The sequence below is a fragment of the Candidatus Agathobaculum pullicola genome (assembly GCF_052117205.1).
Lineage (GTDB): Bacteria > Bacillota > Clostridia > Oscillospirales > Butyricicoccaceae > Agathobaculum > Agathobaculum pullicola.
The window spans coordinates 1-16,265 of record NZ_JBQKJP010000029.1; the positions used below are offsets into that span (position 1 = coordinate 1).

Annotated in this window: 16 protein-coding genes; 2 read left to right on the forward strand and 14 right to left on the reverse strand. The window is 55.9% G+C overall.

All coding sequences use genetic code 11. The annotated features are described in order from the left end of the window. Positions 1-571: 571 nt before the first annotated feature. Positions 572-1,312 carry a 3D domain-containing protein gene (locus tag ACTQ3V_RS10350; protein WP_441467434.1) on the forward strand — a complete coding sequence of 247 codons (741 nt, stop codon included), beginning with the start codon at positions 572-574 and terminating at the stop codon, positions 1,310-1,312. Positions 1,313-1,390: 78 nt separating this feature from the next. Beyond that, positions 1,391-1,918, forward strand: a complete 528-nt coding sequence (locus tag ACTQ3V_RS10355) for a transcription repressor NadR (protein WP_441467435.1) — start codon at positions 1,391-1,393, stop codon at positions 1,916-1,918. 127 nt (positions 1,919-2,045) lie between these two features. Here ACTQ3V_RS10355 and ACTQ3V_RS10360 read toward each other — a convergent pair whose 3' ends face one another. From ACTQ3V_RS10360 to ACTQ3V_RS10425, 14 genes are all read right to left on the reverse strand, one after another. Beyond that, complete coding sequence (locus tag ACTQ3V_RS10360) at positions 2,046-3,704, reverse strand: glutamine--tRNA ligase/YqeY domain fusion protein (RefSeq protein WP_441467468.1); 1,659 nt, start codon at positions 3,702-3,704, stop codon at positions 2,046-2,048. 27 nt (positions 3,705-3,731) lie between these two features. Beyond that, positions 3,732-5,384 (reverse strand): glutamate--tRNA ligase, encoded by a 1,653-nt coding sequence (gene gltX, locus ACTQ3V_RS10365; RefSeq protein WP_441467436.1) that lies wholly within the window; start codon positions 5,382-5,384, stop codon positions 3,732-3,734. A gap of 195 nt (positions 5,385-5,579) precedes the next feature. Next, positions 5,580-5,921 (reverse strand): hypothetical protein, encoded by a 342-nt coding sequence (locus ACTQ3V_RS10370; protein ID WP_441467437.1) that lies wholly within the window; start codon positions 5,919-5,921, stop codon positions 5,580-5,582. Positions 5,922-5,972: 51 nt separating this feature from the next. Beyond that, entirely contained in the window at positions 5,973-6,485 is a 513-nt protein-coding gene (locus tag ACTQ3V_RS10375) for a Gx transporter family protein (RefSeq protein WP_441467438.1), read from the reverse strand. 18 nt (positions 6,486-6,503) lie between these two features. After that, positions 6,504-6,875: a NusG domain II-containing protein gene (locus tag ACTQ3V_RS10380; protein WP_441467439.1), complete on the reverse strand. Its 372-nt coding sequence runs from the start codon at positions 6,873-6,875 to the stop codon at positions 6,504-6,506. After that, positions 6,865-7,899, reverse strand: a complete 1,035-nt coding sequence (locus tag ACTQ3V_RS10385; RefSeq protein ID WP_441467440.1) for an FAD:protein FMN transferase — start codon at positions 7,897-7,899, stop codon at positions 6,865-6,867. Before ACTQ3V_RS10385 ends, ACTQ3V_RS10380 begins: the two co-directional genes overlap by 11 nt. A 157-nt stretch (positions 7,900-8,056) precedes the next feature. Further along, positions 8,057-9,280, reverse strand: coding sequence for a tyrosine--tRNA ligase (gene tyrS / locus ACTQ3V_RS10390; protein ID WP_441467441.1), 1,224 nt, complete (start codon positions 9,278-9,280; stop codon positions 8,057-8,059). A gap of 101 nt (positions 9,281-9,381) precedes the next feature. Beyond that, a complete protein-coding gene (gene recN / locus ACTQ3V_RS10395; RefSeq protein ID WP_441467442.1) occupies positions 9,382-11,061 on the reverse strand; it encodes a DNA repair protein RecN in 1,680 nt (559 codons plus the stop codon). Positions 11,062-11,079: 18 nt separating this feature from the next. Beyond that, positions 11,080-11,535, reverse strand: coding sequence for an arginine repressor (locus ACTQ3V_RS10400; RefSeq protein ID WP_441467443.1), 456 nt, complete (start codon positions 11,533-11,535; stop codon positions 11,080-11,082). 14 nt (positions 11,536-11,549) lie between these two features. Further along, a complete protein-coding gene (locus ACTQ3V_RS10405; RefSeq protein WP_441467444.1) occupies positions 11,550-12,413 on the reverse strand; it encodes an NAD(+)/NADH kinase in 864 nt (287 codons plus the stop codon). Then, a complete protein-coding gene (locus ACTQ3V_RS10410; protein WP_441467445.1) occupies positions 12,406-13,203 on the reverse strand; it encodes a TlyA family RNA methyltransferase in 798 nt (265 codons plus the stop codon). The genes ACTQ3V_RS10405 and ACTQ3V_RS10410 overlap by 8 nt, the downstream gene beginning before the upstream one ends. Beyond that, entirely contained in the window at positions 13,196-15,067 is a 1,872-nt protein-coding gene (gene dxs / locus ACTQ3V_RS10415; RefSeq protein WP_441467446.1) for a 1-deoxy-D-xylulose-5-phosphate synthase, read from the reverse strand. The genes ACTQ3V_RS10410 and dxs overlap by 8 nt, the downstream gene beginning before the upstream one ends. Before the next feature lie 29 nt (positions 15,068-15,096). Further along, on the reverse strand, positions 15,097-15,687 hold the full coding sequence (locus tag ACTQ3V_RS10420; protein WP_441467447.1) for a hypothetical protein: 591 nt from the start codon (positions 15,685-15,687) through the stop codon (positions 15,097-15,099). A 364-nt stretch (positions 15,688-16,051) separates the two neighbouring features. Beyond that, entirely contained in the window at positions 16,052-16,258 is a 207-nt protein-coding gene (locus ACTQ3V_RS10425) for a hypothetical protein (RefSeq protein WP_441467448.1), read from the reverse strand. Positions 16,259-16,265 lie beyond the last annotated feature (7 nt).

Here is a 16,265-nt window from a genome sequence, read left to right on the forward strand (position 1 = left end):
TCACAAAGCAGCTTGCTGTCCATAACCGCTGCTCCAATAACTTTCCCATGAGGCCTCTGGGTTGGCTTTCTCCTTTAGAGTTCTCTGTCCAATATGTTTGACAAACCTACATTTTACAGGCGCAGGAGAGACGAGCAGGCCATTTGATTCGCTCTGGACATCCTATACATACTTATTATATAATAGTATTCGCAAGCAATCATTCACTTATCCCTAAATGCAGGCGGTTCCCCACTCCTTTGCTCTACACGATCCAATATTTTTCGCGCTTCCCCACCTGCTATCGAAAAATGTCATTTTATAATCATACCTTATGCACAAACCCATTTGGGATTCTAAAAATTGACCATATTTTTTATTTAACTATACAGATATTGTATTTAAAAAGTCAAGCAATTGTACGATTTGAACAAAAATAAAAAAAACTGTTTGACAAATACGCAATTGTAAAGTATCATAGGTTACAGATCAGAAACAGATCGACAACAAATCAGTAACAGCCAGAAAACAAATCGGCTTTTGCCGATACCGCGTTTCCGCGGGTTTTCACGACGATTTAGGAGTGTAACACATGTTCTTTTCTTTGCGAAAGCATGCATCCAAACTGATTGCTGCGACACTGGCGGTTGGCACAATGGCTTCCATCAGCGCTGCAGCGCTTGATCAGCCGGTTGCACTGCTCTCTTCCAATCTGAATTCATCCGTCGGTACGGTTCTGACCTCCGACCAGATCAACACTGCCGAGCAGGCACTTTCCAAGGCCAAGGCGGAAGCCGCGGCCAAGGCTAAGGCGGAAGCCGCCGCCAAAGCAGAAGCAGCGGCCAAGGCGGAAGCAGCTAAGGCTGAGGCTGAGACGGCAGCAAAAGCAGAGACTGCACAGCAGGCTACCTCGAACACCACCAGTTCTTCGTCACAGGCGCAGCAGTCCTCGAGCGACAACCTGCTGACCGCTCCGGTGTCCGCTAAGACGGTTGCCTACTCTTCCTCTCTTCTCGCAACCGATGCCGTTAAGAACAATTCGACGGCACTGGGCAACTACAAGCTGACCTTCTATTGCCCCTGTGAGCTCTGCAACGGTGTTGCCGGTGCGAAGACCGCTTCCGGTACAACGCCGACGGAAGGCCGCACAATTGCTGTAGATCCCGATGTTATCCCGCTGGGCAGCCGCATTTATATCGAAGGCTACGGCGAATTCATTGCGGAGGATACTGGCGGAGTCATCAAGAATAACAAGATTGACGTTTTTGTTTCTTCGCATGACCGCGCATATGAGCTTGGCGTGCAGTATGCAAACATCTATCTGCTGGGCTGATAGAAACGATTTCAAGGACTATGCTTGCATAGTCCTTTTTCTTTTGCTATGATAGGTATGCTAAGGAGTGACTGCATCATGAACGCTGCTGAACGGCGCATCAAAATCACCCATCTGCTCACACAGAGCCAAAAGCCACTTTCCGCTACCACATTGGCCGCGCAATGCGGTGTAAGCCGGCAAATCATCGTCGGAGATGTTGCACTGCTGCGCGCTGGCGGCCTTTCTGTGTTAGCCACACCACGCGGCTATATTTTAGAGACCGCCGTCGTTCCCCCTATCCATACGGAGCGGCGTGTTGTGTGTCGGCATGGCGATGACCGTCTGCTGGAAGAGCTGTATACCGTAGTTGATCTGGGCGGCGCACTGCTTGATGTTACAGTCGAACACTCAGTTTATGGGCAGATCTGCGCTCCGCTGCATATTTTTTCCCGATATGACGCCGATATGCTTTGCGAAAAGCTGAAAAAGACTGCGGTACGTCCTTTATGTGACCTGACCGGCGGCATCCATCTGCACACGCTGCGTGCGCCGGATGAGCCTACGCTCGACCGTGTGATAAACGGACTCCATGAGAAAGGCTTTCTTCTCACGGATGAGAAATAGCCTGCCGCAGTCCGCTATCCTCCATCCACCCGCTATTCTACTTACTTATGGACCGCAATGACATCCACTGAAACAGCAAAAAGCCGCAGATTTTCCATCTGCGGCTTTCTCTTATTTGAAGAACACATTACTTTTGCAGTGTCTTGGCAAAGCTGTCCTTGAGCGTGACGATACGGTTGAATCGACCATCTTCCCTATCCTTGACATAGTAGCCCATACGGACGAACTGGAAGCGTTCGCCCACCTTGGCATCAGCCAGCGACGGCTCCAGCTTGCAGCCGGTCAGCTTCTTGAGCGATTCCGGATTGAGATAATCCAGATAATCCGTTCCCTCCGGCACATCGTTTACATTTTCCAGCGTGAACAGATTGTCGTACAGATACAGGTCTGCATCCAGCGCATGTGCGGCGGACACCCAGTGAATCGTTCCTTTGACCTTGCGGCCGTCTGCGGGCATGCCGTTGCCGGTTTCCAGATCGGCCGTGCAGCGAATCTCCACGATTTCTCCGTTTTCGTCCTTGACAATCTCGTTGCAGCGGACGATATAGGCGCCCATCAGGCGCACCTCACCCTCCGGCTTAAGGCGCTGGAACTTCGGAGGCGGAACCTCGGCAAAGTCGCTCTTTTCGATATACAACTCGCGTGTAAACGGTACTTTTCGTGTGCCAGCCGCTTCGTCGCGCGGATTGTTGGGCACCTCGAATTCCTCGCACTTGTCCTCGGGATAATTGGTGATGACCAGCTTGACCGGCTCGGTGACCGCCATGCGGCGCAGCGCAGTCTCATTGAGCTCCTCACGGATACAATGCTCAAGCAGCTTGATATCCACCAGGGAATCCGCCTTGGCAACGCCTGCACGCTGCACAAAATCCAGAATCGCGCTGGGCGTGTAACCACGACGGCGCAGCGCGCACAGCGTGGGCATGCGCGGGTCATCCCAACCCTCGACGTGGTTCTCAAACACCAGCTGACGCAGGTAACGCTTGGACATAACCGTGTGCGTCACGTTCAGACGCGCAAATTCGCGCTGCTTGGGATGATGCGGCAGCGGACAGTTATCCACGACCCACTCGTACAGCGGACGGTGGTTTTCAAATTCAATCGAGCACAACGAATGTGTGATGCCCTCGATGGCATCCTGAATCGGATGCGCAAAGTCATACAAGGGATAAATGCACCACTTGTCGCCCTGACGATGATGATGCGCGCGCACGATACGGTAAATCGCGGGGTCACGCAAATTCATGTTCGGGCTTGCCATATCGATTTTGGCGCGCAAGGTCTTGGAGCCGTCCTCGAACTTGCCTGCACGCATATCTGCGAACAGCTGCAAATTCTCCTCTACCGAACGCCCCCGATATGGGCTTTCCTTGCCCGGCTCGGTCAGCGTGCCGCGATAGGCGCGCATTTCCTCCTGTGTCAGGTCGTCCACATAGGCCTTACCGTCCTTGATAAGCGCAACTGCACACTCATAGCAGGTTTCAAAATAATCCGAACCGTAGAACACACCGCCAGACGGCTCCTCCCCGGTCAGCCACTTGATATCCTCCCAGATGGAGTCGACATACTCGGTGTCCTCCTTGACCGGATTGGTGTCATCGTAGCGCAGGTTAAACAGGCCGTTATACTTTTTGCCAATCGACCAGTTGATAAAGATTGCCTTGGCCGAACCGATGTGCAGATAGCCGTTCGGCTCGGGCGGGAAACGGGTATGGATGCGCTCGTTCAGTCCCGCCGCAATATCCTCATCAATGATTTCGGTCAGAAAGTTATTTACATTTTCCATCATAGTGTTTTTCCCCCAAAAGCCGAATTAAAGCGTCTTAACGCAGCGTTCCAAACGCTCCAGCACCTTGTCGCGGCCCAGAATACCCATGACCGTCTGCAAATCAGGCGCGTTCTGCCGTCCGGCAACCGCCACGCGAACCACCATGGACACATCTCCTACCGCGCCCTTGTAAGCGGACGGGTCAGCCTTGTATGCCTTGGTATCCGCAGCATAGCCGTGATCAGACGCAATCTGCTTCATCTTTTCAAAGAAGCCGTCCGGCGTATCGTTTTCATCAAACATCTTCGCAAAATCCGCAAGAATCGCCCTGGCATCCTCCGCTGACACACGCTCCGGCATGGTATAGTCCGGCTCGAACAGCTCATCGAACATAAAGTCCATGTAGCCCTTTGCATCCGACCAGAGTGCCAAATCCTTGCGCGGCTTCTTGCCGCCGCGGCCGATGGCGAGATATGCCTTAGAGAAGGCCGGGTCGCGCGTAATCAGGTCGTGGAACGGCTTGTCGTTCTCCGCGCTCCACGCTGCGATATAATCATACACCGTGTCGGCCGACATCCGCGAAATGACGTTCTTGGAAACGTCATGCAGCTTCTCAATGTCAAACAGCGCGCCCGAGCCGCTCATCTTCTTGGTCGAGAACGGGAAATCGTTCATCGGCAAATCCGGATTGGCGCGCCGCCACTCCTCAAAGTTGGAGTTCAAGAGTGTCATCAAATACTCGAGCACCGCCGGCACCGGATAGCCCTCCTGCTCATAGAAGGTCAGCGCAAGCTCAGGGTCCTTACGCTTGGACAGCTTGCGCTTGCCGCCGGTTTCCGGGTCAATTTTCATCAGCTGCGCGGTGTGTGCGTACTTAGGGGCCTTCCAGCCCATCGCACGGAACAGCTGCAAATGTACCGGCAGGGTCGCCAGCCACTCCTCACCGCGCACGACTACCGTCGTACCCATCAGATGGTCGTCCACCACATGCGCGAAGTGATAGGTCGGAATACCGTCCGACTTGAGGATGACGATATCCTGATCGTTCTCGGTGACCTCCATCTTGCCCTTGACCAAGTCCTCGTGCCGAATCTTATTCTCAATGCTGCCCTCCGAGCGGAAGCGCACAACATAAGGCGTACCCTTGGCAAGTTCCGCCTCGATATCCTCCATCGGGCGGTCACGCCAGACGGCATATTTGCCGTAATAGCCGAAATTCTCCTTGTTGGCCTCCTGCTGGGCATGCGCCGCGGCGAGCTCCTCCTCGGTGCAGAAGCAGGGATAGGCCATGCCGCGCTGCACCAGACTTTTGACAAAGGTCTGGTAAATTTCCGCGCGCTGACTCTGACGATACGGGCCGTATGCGCCGTTGTCGCCCTCAAGCGTTGCGCCCTCGTCAAAGTTCAGGCCGAATGCACGGAACACCTCGATAATGGTGCGTACACCGCCCTCGACCTCACGCTTTTTGTCCGTATCCTCGATACGAAGATAGAACACGCCGTCCGACTGATGCGCCAAACGCTCGTCCACCAGCGCGCCGTACAGGTTGCCCAAATGCATAAAACCCGTCGGACTCGGCCCCATGCGAGTGACCTTTGCGCCCTCCGGCAGCATGCGCTTAGGATAGCGCGCCTCGATTTCCTCCGGCGTGGTATTGATATGCGGGAACAGCAGTTCCGCCAAACGGTTATCATCCATTTTTTTCACTCCAACTTCCTTGATGGGCATTTCCGCCCATGATAGGAATATTTTATCACAGCGCACCGCACGGTGCAAGGCATAAAGCGCATCAATCGACGGCTTCCGCGCGCGTCGTTTTTGGCATAGCTGCGCGCGATAAAGGCAAAGCGGCATGGCGCATTTGCCATGCCGCTTTTCGCAAGCCCCGCTCCCTTACGGATTGATTGTTTTGGGATTGGTGTCCGCGCCGGTATCCGCCGTACCGGTTGTCGTTCCCTTATCGTTGCCGGTCACTGCATCGCCGACTTTGTCCATGCCGTTATCAATTGCATTTCCGGCATTATCCATGCCATTTTCCACGGCATCACCCATATTGTCCATACCGTTTTGAATGTCATCCCCGACGGTATTGCCGTTATCGACCACGCCGTCATTGTTCTTGTCCTCGGTCACGTTATTGTCCGTGCCGTTCTGGTTGGTTTCGTCCGTCGTGTTGGAGCAGCCGCAGGCAAACACCATCGTCAGCGCGGCAAGCAAAGCGATAAGCCTTTTCATTGCATTTCCTCCTTGTGTATTTGCCGTTAGTATAGGAGGTGTTTCGATTTTTTATACGTTAAAATCAATTTTTTGCATATGCGATAATACAACCGAGCAGGTCAGTCCGGTCACAAGCCCAAGCGGCACACTCATCACCAGCAGAAACGGCAGATACGTTACCACCGCGCCGGTTTGCATCCAGATAACAGCCGCGAGGATTTGTCCGATGTTGTGCGCTGCTGCGCCCGCAACGCTCACCCCCAAAAGCGAACAGAACCGTCCCTCCACGCGCAGCAGCAGCCACATGGCCGCCAGCGACAGCAGACCGCCGAACAGTGAAAACAAAAATGCGGTCACGCTGCCCATGAGAAGACTGGACAGAGCCACGCGGCACAGAAGCACCGCCAGCGCATCCCGCACAGACAGCCGCGTAAGCACGAACAGGGTCACCACGTTGGCAAGACCGAGCTTGACCCCCGGCACCGGAACAACCGCATCCAGCGGAAACAGCCGCTCGACGAGCGACAGCACGACTGCCAGCGCGGTCAGCATACCGCAAAGCGTCAGTCTTTTCGCTTTCATCGTCTCACGCCCTTTCCGTTATGATACAATTGCGTCGATTTCGCTCGTTTCCCCGACAATTTTCAATACAACGCGGTTGGGCAGGCAAACCGCAACCTGCCCCGCCCGTGTCAGTACGCCGGTGCGCACACAAACCTGGTCGCGGCAGTCCGCCGTCTCCATGCACGCGCTTTTACCGGACAGCACAATCATATTATGCCCGTCCAAGTCAATGGTGCGGTCGGTATCATCGGTCAGTGCGACGCGCTCGACCAGCTGATTATTCTGCCAGACCTCAGCATACAGCTGGTCACCCCGCGTACCTGCGGCAAGCGCTGCGGTCAGCGCCGCTGCCAGCAGTAGCACAATACCGATGATGACAAAGTCGCCCCATTTGAGCCTACTGCGCATCCGTGTACCCCTTTTCCGCTCCGAGGAAGGTATAGGTGCAGACCGAAGCGACCGCATCTGTGGTATAAATCTGCTTATCCGCAGTAATAAACACCGCTGCGATGTTGTTTTCCGCGCAGAACGCCAGTCCATCGTCCAGCCCCATGACAAACAACGCGGTCGTCAGCGCATCCGCACGGGTGGAGTTTTCGTCTATCACCGTCACGCTGCGCAGGCCGGTATCCGCCGGATAACCGGTCTCAGGGTCAAAAATATGATGATATCGCTTGCCGTCCTGCTCAAAATAGCGTTCATAGTCGCCCGAAGTGACAACCGAAGCATCCCGCACCTCGGCTGTTGCCACAAACTCGGCATTGTTGTCCGGATCGGCAACACCGACCACCCAGTTTCCGCTGTTGCGTGCCGGGTTCTGCCCGAACGCGCCGATGTTGCCGCCCAGCTGCACCAGCGCGCCGGTTGCCGCACCCTCCGGTTGCTGCGTGAGCAATGCGAAAACAGCGTCGGTTGCAAAGCCCTTGCCAATGCCGCCCAAATCAAGCTGCGCGCCACCCAGCAGCTGTACCTGATTGTCTCCCAGCAGTTTGATGTTCTCATAGCCCACATGGGACAGCGCCTCGTCAATTTCCGCCTGCGCCGGCACATGCGCATTTTCTGTATTGATACCCCATAAATCGGTCAGCGTCGCCATGGTCGGGTCAAACGCACCTCCGGTCAACGCAGCATACTGCACCGCCGCTTCAATGGCCGCATACGTATCCTCGCTTACCGCACACACCGCGCCGTTGGCGTGATTCAAGCGATACAGGTCACTGTCCTCCCGCGTGCGGGATAATGCAGGCTCCAGTGCATTGACCTCCTGCTCACAAGCTACAGCAGCCTGCTGTGCGCTGTCCTCATCGCTGCCATACACGGAAACCGACATAAAGGTATCCATCGCAAAAAAATCCGTCGTGTAGCTTGGCTGTCGGCCCGCACAGCCTGTCAATCCAAAAAGCAGCAAAAATACTGCAAAAAGTCGCTTCATATCGTGCTCCTCATCACAAAAAATCATGTACCATTATAATACACCAAGAAACAATGCGCAAGGCCGCCTTTCGCCGCTTTCTGACATATCCCCCGTCATACAAACAGCAAGGCGCTGCGGCCATTCCAGCCGCAGCGCCTTTTTATTCCGGTTCGGTTTAACCCAACACAACCTTGTGGAAGGTCTTTTTGCCCTTTTTGACCATGCGCTCCTGCGCAAAAAAGTCCTTGTCAAGCATCGTCTTGAAGTCGGCAATCTTCTCACCGTCGATGGACACACCGCCGCCCTGCACGAGCTTGCGCGCCTCACCGTTCGAGGCGGCAAGGCCGCACTTGACCAGCAGCGTCAGCACACCAATCTGACCATCGGCAAAATCCGCATCGGTCAGCGTTGTTGTGGGCATGTTTTCACTCGCGCCGCCGCCGACAAAAATACTTTTGGCGGCTTCCATCGCCTTGTCCGCCTCTTCCTTGCCATGTACCAGTGCGGTCAGTTCATAGGCGAGGATTTCCTTTGCCTTGTTCAGCTGCGCGCCTTCCCACTTGTCCATTTCCTCGATTTGCTCGAGCGGCAGGAAGGTCAGCATACGGATGCACTTGAGCACATCCGCGTCATCCACGTTGCGCCAGTACTGGAAAAAGTCATAAGGCGAGGTCTTGTTCGGGTCGAGCCATACTGCACCCGCCGCGGTCTTGCCCATCTTCTTGCCCTCGGAGTTAAGCAGCAGCGTGATGGTCATGGCGTGCGCGTCCTTGCCAAGCTTACGCCGGATAAGCTCGGTGCCGCCGAGCATGTTGCTCCACTGGTCGTTGCCACCGAACTGCATGTTGCAGCCGTAGTGCTGGAACATGTAGTAGAAGTCGTACGACTGCATAATCATATAGTTAAATTCGAGGAAGCTCAGCCCCTTCTCCATGCGCTGCTTGTAGCATTCCGCGCGCAGCATGTTATTGACAGAGAAGCATGCGCCAACCTCACGCAGCAGCTCGATGTAGTTGAGCTTCATCAGCCAGTCGGCGTTATTGAGCATCATGGCCTTGCCTTCGCCAAAGTCGATAAAGCGCTCCATCTGCTTTTTAAAGCAGTCGCAATTATGCTGGATGGTCTCGACCGTCATCATGGAACGCATGTCCGTGCGGCCGGAGGGGTCGCCGACCATACCCGTACCGCCGCCGATGAGCGCAATCGGCTTGTTGCCCGCCATTTGCAGGCGCTTCATCAGGCACAGCGCCATAAAGTGGCCGACATGCAGGCTATCTGCCGTCGGGTCAAAGCCAATGTAGAAGGTGGCTTTGCCATTGTTTATCATTTCGCTGATTTCTTCCTCGTTGGTCACCTGCGCGATCAGCCCGCGCGCTTTGAGTTCTTCGTAAAGTGTCATCTGTTTTTCTCCCGCATTTATTTCGTTTCGTTCATCCGTTTACTCCGCGCACACGCTTACGGGGCGCGTTCCTTATACCGCTCGTCGATGATAACCATGCCTCAGTCCTCCTGCCCTGCCATTTCCAGCAGCTCTTCGGCATTCCGGCGCGCCGCATCCGAAATCTGTTCACCGGACAGCAGCCGCGCAATCTCGTCCACGCGCTGCGCCCGATCCATCGGCCGAACGGCGGTATAGCTGCGCCCATCGCGCACGGATTTGGAAATACGCAGATGATGGTCGCCCATCGCCGCAATCTGCGGCAGATGCGTGACGCACAGCGTCTGTTTTTTCTTTGCTATCGCGGACAGCTTGCGCGCAATCTGCTGCGCGGCATGGCCAGAAACGCCGGTATCTATCTCGTCAAAAATCAGCATACCAACATCCTCGCCCGCCGTCAAGACGTTTTTGAGCGCCAGCATGATGCGGCTCAGTTCACCGCCGGAGGCGACCTTGGATAGCGGTTTTTCCGGCTCGCCGGGGTTGACCGAGATTTCAAACGTCACCGTGTCAAAGCCATGCGCCGCCAGCTTTGCACCCGTATGCACCGCCACGCGCATTTTAACCTTGTCCATATCCAGCTCGGACAACTCCCGCACGATTTGCTTTTCCAAGCGGGCGGCCGCTGTCCGTCGTTTCTCCGAAATCTGTCCGGCCAGCCGTTTCGCCTCGGTCAGCTCTGCGCGGTATTGCTCACGCAGCGCCTCCCGTCGATTGTCCGAATCGGCAAGCGTCTCCAGTTCTGATGTGATTCGCTCATGGTAAGCGGCAATCTCTTCGAGTGTCCCGCCGTATTTCTGCTTGAGCCGATAAATCAGGTCGAGCCGCTGCTCCACCCATTCTCGCTCAGCCGGAGAAAAATCCAAATTATCGCTGCGGCTTATGACGCTGTCCCGCAGGTCGGCCGCGAGCAGGCGCACCTCCTCTGCCTGTTCCGCCATGGCATCAAACGCCTCGGATACCTCATGCAGCCCGGCCAGCGCCGCCGCGGCCTGATCAAGCAGTGCGCACGCGCCGCCGACCTCATCATCTCCGCTCAGCGCAAGGCGCACCTGCTCCAGCGCGCCGGCAATCTTTCCCGCATGGTCAAAATACGCCTTGCGCTGGGCAAGCGTTTCATCCTCGTCGGGCTGCAGCGCCGCCTGCTCGATCTCCTCCTTGTGGAAAGAGAGCATGTCGATGCGCTGCAAGCGCTCCTGTTCGCCGGTCTCGAGCGCAGTGATCTCCCGCCGCAGCGCAAGCAGCGCCTGATATTTGGGCCGGTACTGCGCCAGCAGCGCGTCCAGTCCCGCATATCCGTCCAGATAATCAATATGATACTGCTCATCCAGCAGCTTCTGACCGTCGTTCTGGCCGTGAATATCAATCAGATAGGGCGCAAGCTGCCGCAGTACAGCAGCCGACACCGGCTTCATATTTACCCGACAGGTGCTTTTGCCGTCCGCTGTGATCTGCCGCTGCAAATGCAGCGTATCCGGCTCGTCGCCCGTGAGCGCCAGCTCGTCGAGCAGGCTGACCAGCCCCGCCGAAAGGTCGGTGAACACCGCGCTGACAAAGCCTTTTTGCGCACCCGCGCGCACCAAGTCGCGGCTGACCCGCTTGCCGAGAATTGCGCCAATCGAGTCAATTACAATCGATTTACCTGCGCCGGTTTCGCCGGACAGCATGGTGAGCCCATTTTCCAGCTCGATGTCCGCGCGTTCAATGACCGCAATATTTTCAATATGGAGTAATTGCAGCATCGCCGCTTCCTCCTCTGCTTATTTTAAAATGTCCTGTGCCTGCTGGCAAAAACGCGCCGCGCTCTCGTTGTCGCGCATAACCGCAAACACCGTGTCATCTCCGCCGAGCGTGCCGACTACATCCGAGGCTCGCATGGCATCAATCGCCATCGCAGCCGCCTGTCCCAGTCCGGGCAGTGTTTTGATGACCACCATGTTCTGCGCAGCGGAAATCTCAGTGACACATTCGCGAAAGATGTTGCGCAGACGAGTGGTAAAGCTGTCTGCTGCGCCGCCGGTCGCCGCCGTGTATTTATATTTGCCGGTTTCGGTGGAAAGCGACTTAATCAGCCGCAGCTCCTTGATATCACGCGAAACCGTGGCCTGTGTCGTATTGTAGCCAAACGCCCGCAGGTGATCGGTCAGCTCCTCCTGCGTCTCTATCTCAAACCGATCAATCAGCTCGAGTATCTTCGCCTGTCTTTGAAACTTCATATTTGCGCCCCCTGTCAGAGCTTTTTCTGCAAAATCTTATAGAAGCTGATTCCTTTGAGCCGAACCAGACGGGTACGCAGCGGTGAGCGCGTGATCTCCACCCGATCGTCCGGTCGGATGGCAAAGCCCTGTCCGCCGTCCGCAGAAAGAAAGACCTCACTGCCGCCCTCGCAGGCGGCGGAAAGCGCGATGCGCCGCTCCGGCGCAAAAACGAACGCCTTTGCCGCAAGCGCATGCGCGCAAATCGGAATGACAGCCAGATTTTCCGCACTTGGCTCAATCACCGGGCCGCCCGCGGACAAACCGTAAGCGGTCGACCCTGTGGGCGTGGCGACAATCAAACCGTCTCCGTTAAAGTGCGTCACATCCTCATCATCCGCCGAAATCCGCACGCGTACCACACGGAACGCCGTGCCCTTTGCCAGCACGATATCGTTGAGCGCATCGTTTTCATACACCGCTCTCCCCTGACGATATACGGCCACATGCAGCATCATACGGCTGTCAATCGAGTAATCGCCGAGGAAAAGTTTTTCCATCTCGCCCAGCTCCCCCGGTTCCAGTTCGGTCATGAAGCCGACATGTCCGACATTGATGCCGAGCATGGGCAGTTCTTGCTGCGCCGCCGCGCGCGCCAGACGCAGCATGGTTCCGTCGCCGCCCAGCACGACCGCCAAATCAGCAAACTGCACCGCCGCACCGGTATCCATATAGTCTACACCGCTTAGGTCGAGTGCCGCCGACCGCAGCTGCATGGGCAACATCAGGCGGACGCCCTCTCGCTGCAGCTGATCACAGACCTGCGGCAGCACAGCGTATGCGCCCTCTTTGCGCATGTTGGGATAGATAAAAAAGCGCTTCATTTCTGTCTCAGCCATCCAATTCTTCATGTGCCTGTCGCACAACCTCACGCAGGTCGGGCACACTGTCCTCGCCCTGCTTCCATAAGTAGCCCAAAAACTCGATGTTCCCTTCCGGCCCCTTGATGGGCGAAAACGTGATATCCTGCACGGCAAAGCCTGCCGTGTGCGCGTTTTCCACGAACTGCTCGAGCACCTCCAGATGGATTTCCGGCTCGCGCACCACGCCTTTTTTGCCGACCTTGCCTTTTCCTGCTTCAAACTGCGGCTTAATCAAACACGCCACACGACCGTCCTCGGTGAGCAGACCGGAAACCACCGGAAGCACCAACCGCAGCGAGATAAACGACACGTCAATGACGCATAGAGACGGCGTTTCCTCCAGCATATCCGGGGTCACATAGCGGATATTGGTGCGCTCCATACACTTGACGCGCGCATCCTGCCGCAGACTCCATGCAAGCTGCCCGTATCCCACGTCAATGGAATAGACCTTGACCGCACCGCGCCGCAGCAGGCAATCGGTAAAGCCGCCAGTGGACGCGCCTACATCCATTACGACCAGCCCTGCCGGGTCGATTGAAAAATAATCGAGCGCCTTTTCTATCTTCTTGCCGCCGCGGGAGACAAAGGCGTTTTCATTGCCGCGCACTTCCAGCTCGGCGTTTTCATCCACCATATCGCCCGCTTTGCCTGCCTTCTGCCCAGCAATATAGACAATGCCTTCCATAATCGCGGTTTTTGCACGCTCCCGCGAAGGACACAATCCCTTTTCAAAAAGCAATACATCCAAACGTTTTTTAGCCAAGGTTGTTTTCCTTTCCCTTTCGGTTTTTGATAACAAACGAAGCAATTCCTTCCGCGTCAATACCACAATGTCGATGTAGCTCGTCTACGCCGCCATGCGGTAGGAATCGGTCGCCGGTATTCAGCCGGTCTACCCGACCGCCCCGATGGGCGGCAACCCACTCGCCCAGACTGCCGCTTTCCACCACATCCTCGACCACCACGCACCAACCGGACAGTTCTTGCTCCCGCTCATGGAACGCATCCGCCAGCGCGTTGCCGATTGCATTGACTTTGTATATCTGCGCGTGTATGCCCTTGTTCTCCAGAATGTCCGCTGCGGCAATTGCTTCATTGACCATAATGCCATGGGTCAGCAGGGTCACCGTATGACCGGCCGCCTCCCGCACGCAGGCAATCGTCTCATCCGCGGTATTCTTTCGGAACACGCCTTCGCCGCCGCGCGGATAGCGGATGGCCACCGGCCCGCTCTCATGATAGAGCGCGTGCGACATCATACTGCGCAGTTCAGCAAAATTCGACGGGCAGAATATCTTTACCCCCGGCACCGAACGCAAAAACGCCACGTCCAGCACGCCGTTATGTGTTGCGCCATCCGCGCCGACAATGCCTGCGCGGTCCACGCAGAACACCACATGCAGTCCTTCAATCGCCACATCGTGCACAAGCTGGTCATAGGCGCGCTGTAAGAATGTGGAGTATATCGCCACCACCGGCACCAGTCCCTGCGCCGCCATGCCCGCGGCCATAGCCACCGCATGCTCCTCTGCGATGCCCACGTCAAAAAATCGGTCGGGAAAGCAAGAGGCAAAGCGCGTCAGTCCTGTACCGGACGGCATCGCCGCTGTAATCGCGCAGATACGCGCATCTTTTTCCGCAAAAGCGCACAGTTCACGCCCGAAGCAGGCGGAAAAATCCTCTTTTTTCGCCGTTTTAAACACATTGGTCAGTGGGTCAAACGGTGAAACACCGTGATATTTTTCCGGCTCACGCTCGCTGGGCGCATATCCCCGGCCCTTTTGTGTCATCACATGCAGCAAAACCGGTTTTTTGATTTTCTTTGCCTGCGCAAGCAGCTCGCAAACACTTTTCAGGTCGTGTCCATCCACCGGCCCGAGGTAGATAAACCCCATTTGTTCAAACAAAGAGGTCGGCAGCAACAGCCCTTTCATACGCGCTTTCATGCGAGAAATGCCGCGCGATACCGCGCCGCCTCCCGGAATCCGTGCCAAACGCTCCTTAACGCGAGCCTTGGTATGCAGATAGCGCGGACTGACGCGCAGACGCGACAAATGCCGGCTCAGTCCGCCGACATTCTTTGCAATCGACATGTTGTTGTCGTTGAGTACCACCAAAAGCGGTTCCCCTGATGTGCCTGCGTTGCTGAGCGCCTCATAAGCCATGCCGCCGGTCAGCGCGCCGTCGCCGATAACGGCTACCACATGGTATTTCTGATTTTTCAGCGTGCGCGCATGCGCCATACCCAGCGCGACCGAAACCGAATCCGAAGCATGCCCGGTCACACAAGGGTCGGTAATGCTTTCCTCCGGCTTCATAAAACCGGAAAGACCGCCGTACTGTCGCAATGTATCAAAGCGGTCACGGCGGCCGGTTAAAATTTTATGGACATAACTTTGGTGTCCCACGTCATAGATAATGCGGTCACGCGAGGAGTCAAACTCCCTCTCAAGCGCAACAGCCAACTCCACCACGCCCAGATTGGAGGCCAGATGGCCGCCTGTGCGCGAAACCGAGTCGACGATAAACTCGCGCAAAGAGGCGCACAGCACCCCCAAGGTGTCATATGACAACCCGCGCAGGTCCGCTGGGCTTGTGATCGTGTCCAAAATCCCGTATCTCTTCATAACATCATTCCCACCAAGGAAGCATTCTTCTATCTCTTGCCGTCCAGTGAAAGCGGCAGCACGGACAGCAATCGTCCGCAAATAGCCAGCACCCGGCTGCTGAACGCAATCGCCACGCCTTTACCAGCCGCTTTGCCGCCGATTGTCATCGCGGAAATCAAACCGGTCACCAAAAGCGACACCAGCACCACCTTCACGCCGTTCATCCCGGCTGTGATATTGGCGACAATCAGCGCGCCTGTTGCACCGGAAATGATGCCGCAGATATCGCCGACCACGTCGTTGCAGATACTTGACACCTTTTCCGCGTTGCGGGTCATCCACACCGCTTCCTTCGCGCCGCGCACCCGGTGCGCCGCCATGGAATGAAATTCCTTTTCGGTCGCGGAGGCGGCGGCAATGCCGATCATATCAAATACTATGCCCAATGCAATGAAGAAAAACAGCACCACAAAGGATAAAATTGTACCCGCGCTGTTGAGCGCTTCATTGGACATATAACTCATCACAACCGACAGCACAAAGCTGACCGGCATGATGGTGGCCACCCATTTGGTGTTAATCAGCCGCGGCTTTTGCGGCGGCTGGTTCTTTTTTCTCGGTTTATCGGATGCTTCCAAAAAAATACTCCTTATTACAAAACCTTACGGTTGTTTCGTCAAAATAGAAGTGACGGCAGGCTGAGTTAATCTTGCGGCTTGAGGTTCGGTTGGCTTTCCCCGCGGACTGCCACGCGTCGCCGTCGTGGGGGTTTCCCATTAAAGTCCGTGCCGGGATGTTACCATCACCGGGACCGAATTGCCACTGAGTCCGCACTGCAATCCTCTGCCTGCCTCATTGCTGAATAGCCTAGGTGATTTCCACTACAGGCAACACGATTCTTAGCCTCTTTTGCAGACATGGTTTCAACCGTCAATTCCCGCGGCGTTCCTGGCCGGGAAACCGCGGGCGGATACGATATCCACCATGGCCACGCAAGGCAGGCTACACTGCACACAGCGTTTTGGGCGCCGCGCGGGCCTCCGGCCACAACGACCGGCGTATGCCGCGCAGCCCCCGCCGCACCGCAATACAGGTTTCATCCTGTACCGTAAGGCATCCGTCAATCGAAACGATGCTATAGGTGCCCCACGCATACAGGTCTCCACGGCGAGAGGGTCGGTACTTCATGCCATTGAAGCGCGCCCGCAAGCCTTAA

What these genes read in the sequence shown, in the direction of transcription:
- ACTQ3V_RS10350 (WP_441467434.1), top strand. Translation starts at nt 572, where the DNA reads ATGTTCTTTTCTTTGCGAAAGCATGCATCCAAACTGATTGCTGCGACA.
- ACTQ3V_RS10355 (WP_441467435.1), top strand. Translation starts at nt 1,391, where the DNA reads ATGAACGCTGCTGAACGGCGCATCAAAATCACCCATCTGCTCACACAG.
- ACTQ3V_RS10360 (WP_441467468.1), bottom strand. Translation starts at nt 3,704, where the DNA reads ATGGAAAATGTAAATAACTTTCTGACCGAAATCATTGATGAGGATATT.
- gltX (WP_441467436.1), bottom strand. Translation starts at nt 5,384, where the DNA reads ATGGATGATAACCGTTTGGCGGAACTGCTGTTCCCGCATATCAATACC.
- ACTQ3V_RS10370 (WP_441467437.1), bottom strand. Translation starts at nt 5,921, where the DNA reads ATGAAAAGGCTTATCGCTTTGCTTGCCGCGCTGACGATGGTGTTTGCC.
- ACTQ3V_RS10375 (WP_441467438.1), bottom strand. Translation starts at nt 6,485, where the DNA reads ATGAAAGCGAAAAGACTGACGCTTTGCGGTATGCTGACCGCGCTGGCA.
- ACTQ3V_RS10380 (WP_441467439.1), bottom strand. Translation starts at nt 6,875, where the DNA reads ATGCGCAGTAGGCTCAAATGGGGCGACTTTGTCATCATCGGTATTGTG.
- ACTQ3V_RS10385 (WP_441467440.1), bottom strand. Translation starts at nt 7,899, where the DNA reads ATGAAGCGACTTTTTGCAGTATTTTTGCTGCTTTTTGGATTGACAGGC.
- tyrS (WP_441467441.1), bottom strand. Translation starts at nt 9,280, where the DNA reads ATGACACTTTACGAAGAACTCAAAGCGCGCGGGCTGATCGCGCAGGTG.
- recN (WP_441467442.1), bottom strand. Translation starts at nt 11,061, where the DNA reads ATGCTGCAATTACTCCATATTGAAAATATTGCGGTCATTGAACGCGCG.
- ACTQ3V_RS10400 (WP_441467443.1), bottom strand. Translation starts at nt 11,535, where the DNA reads ATGAAGTTTCAAAGACAGGCGAAGATACTCGAGCTGATTGATCGGTTT.
- ACTQ3V_RS10405 (WP_441467444.1), bottom strand. Translation starts at nt 12,413, where the DNA reads ATGGCTGAGACAGAAATGAAGCGCTTTTTTATCTATCCCAACATGCGC.
- dxs (WP_441467446.1), bottom strand. Translation starts at nt 15,067, where the DNA reads ATGAAGAGATACGGGATTTTGGACACGATCACAAGCCCAGCGGACCTG.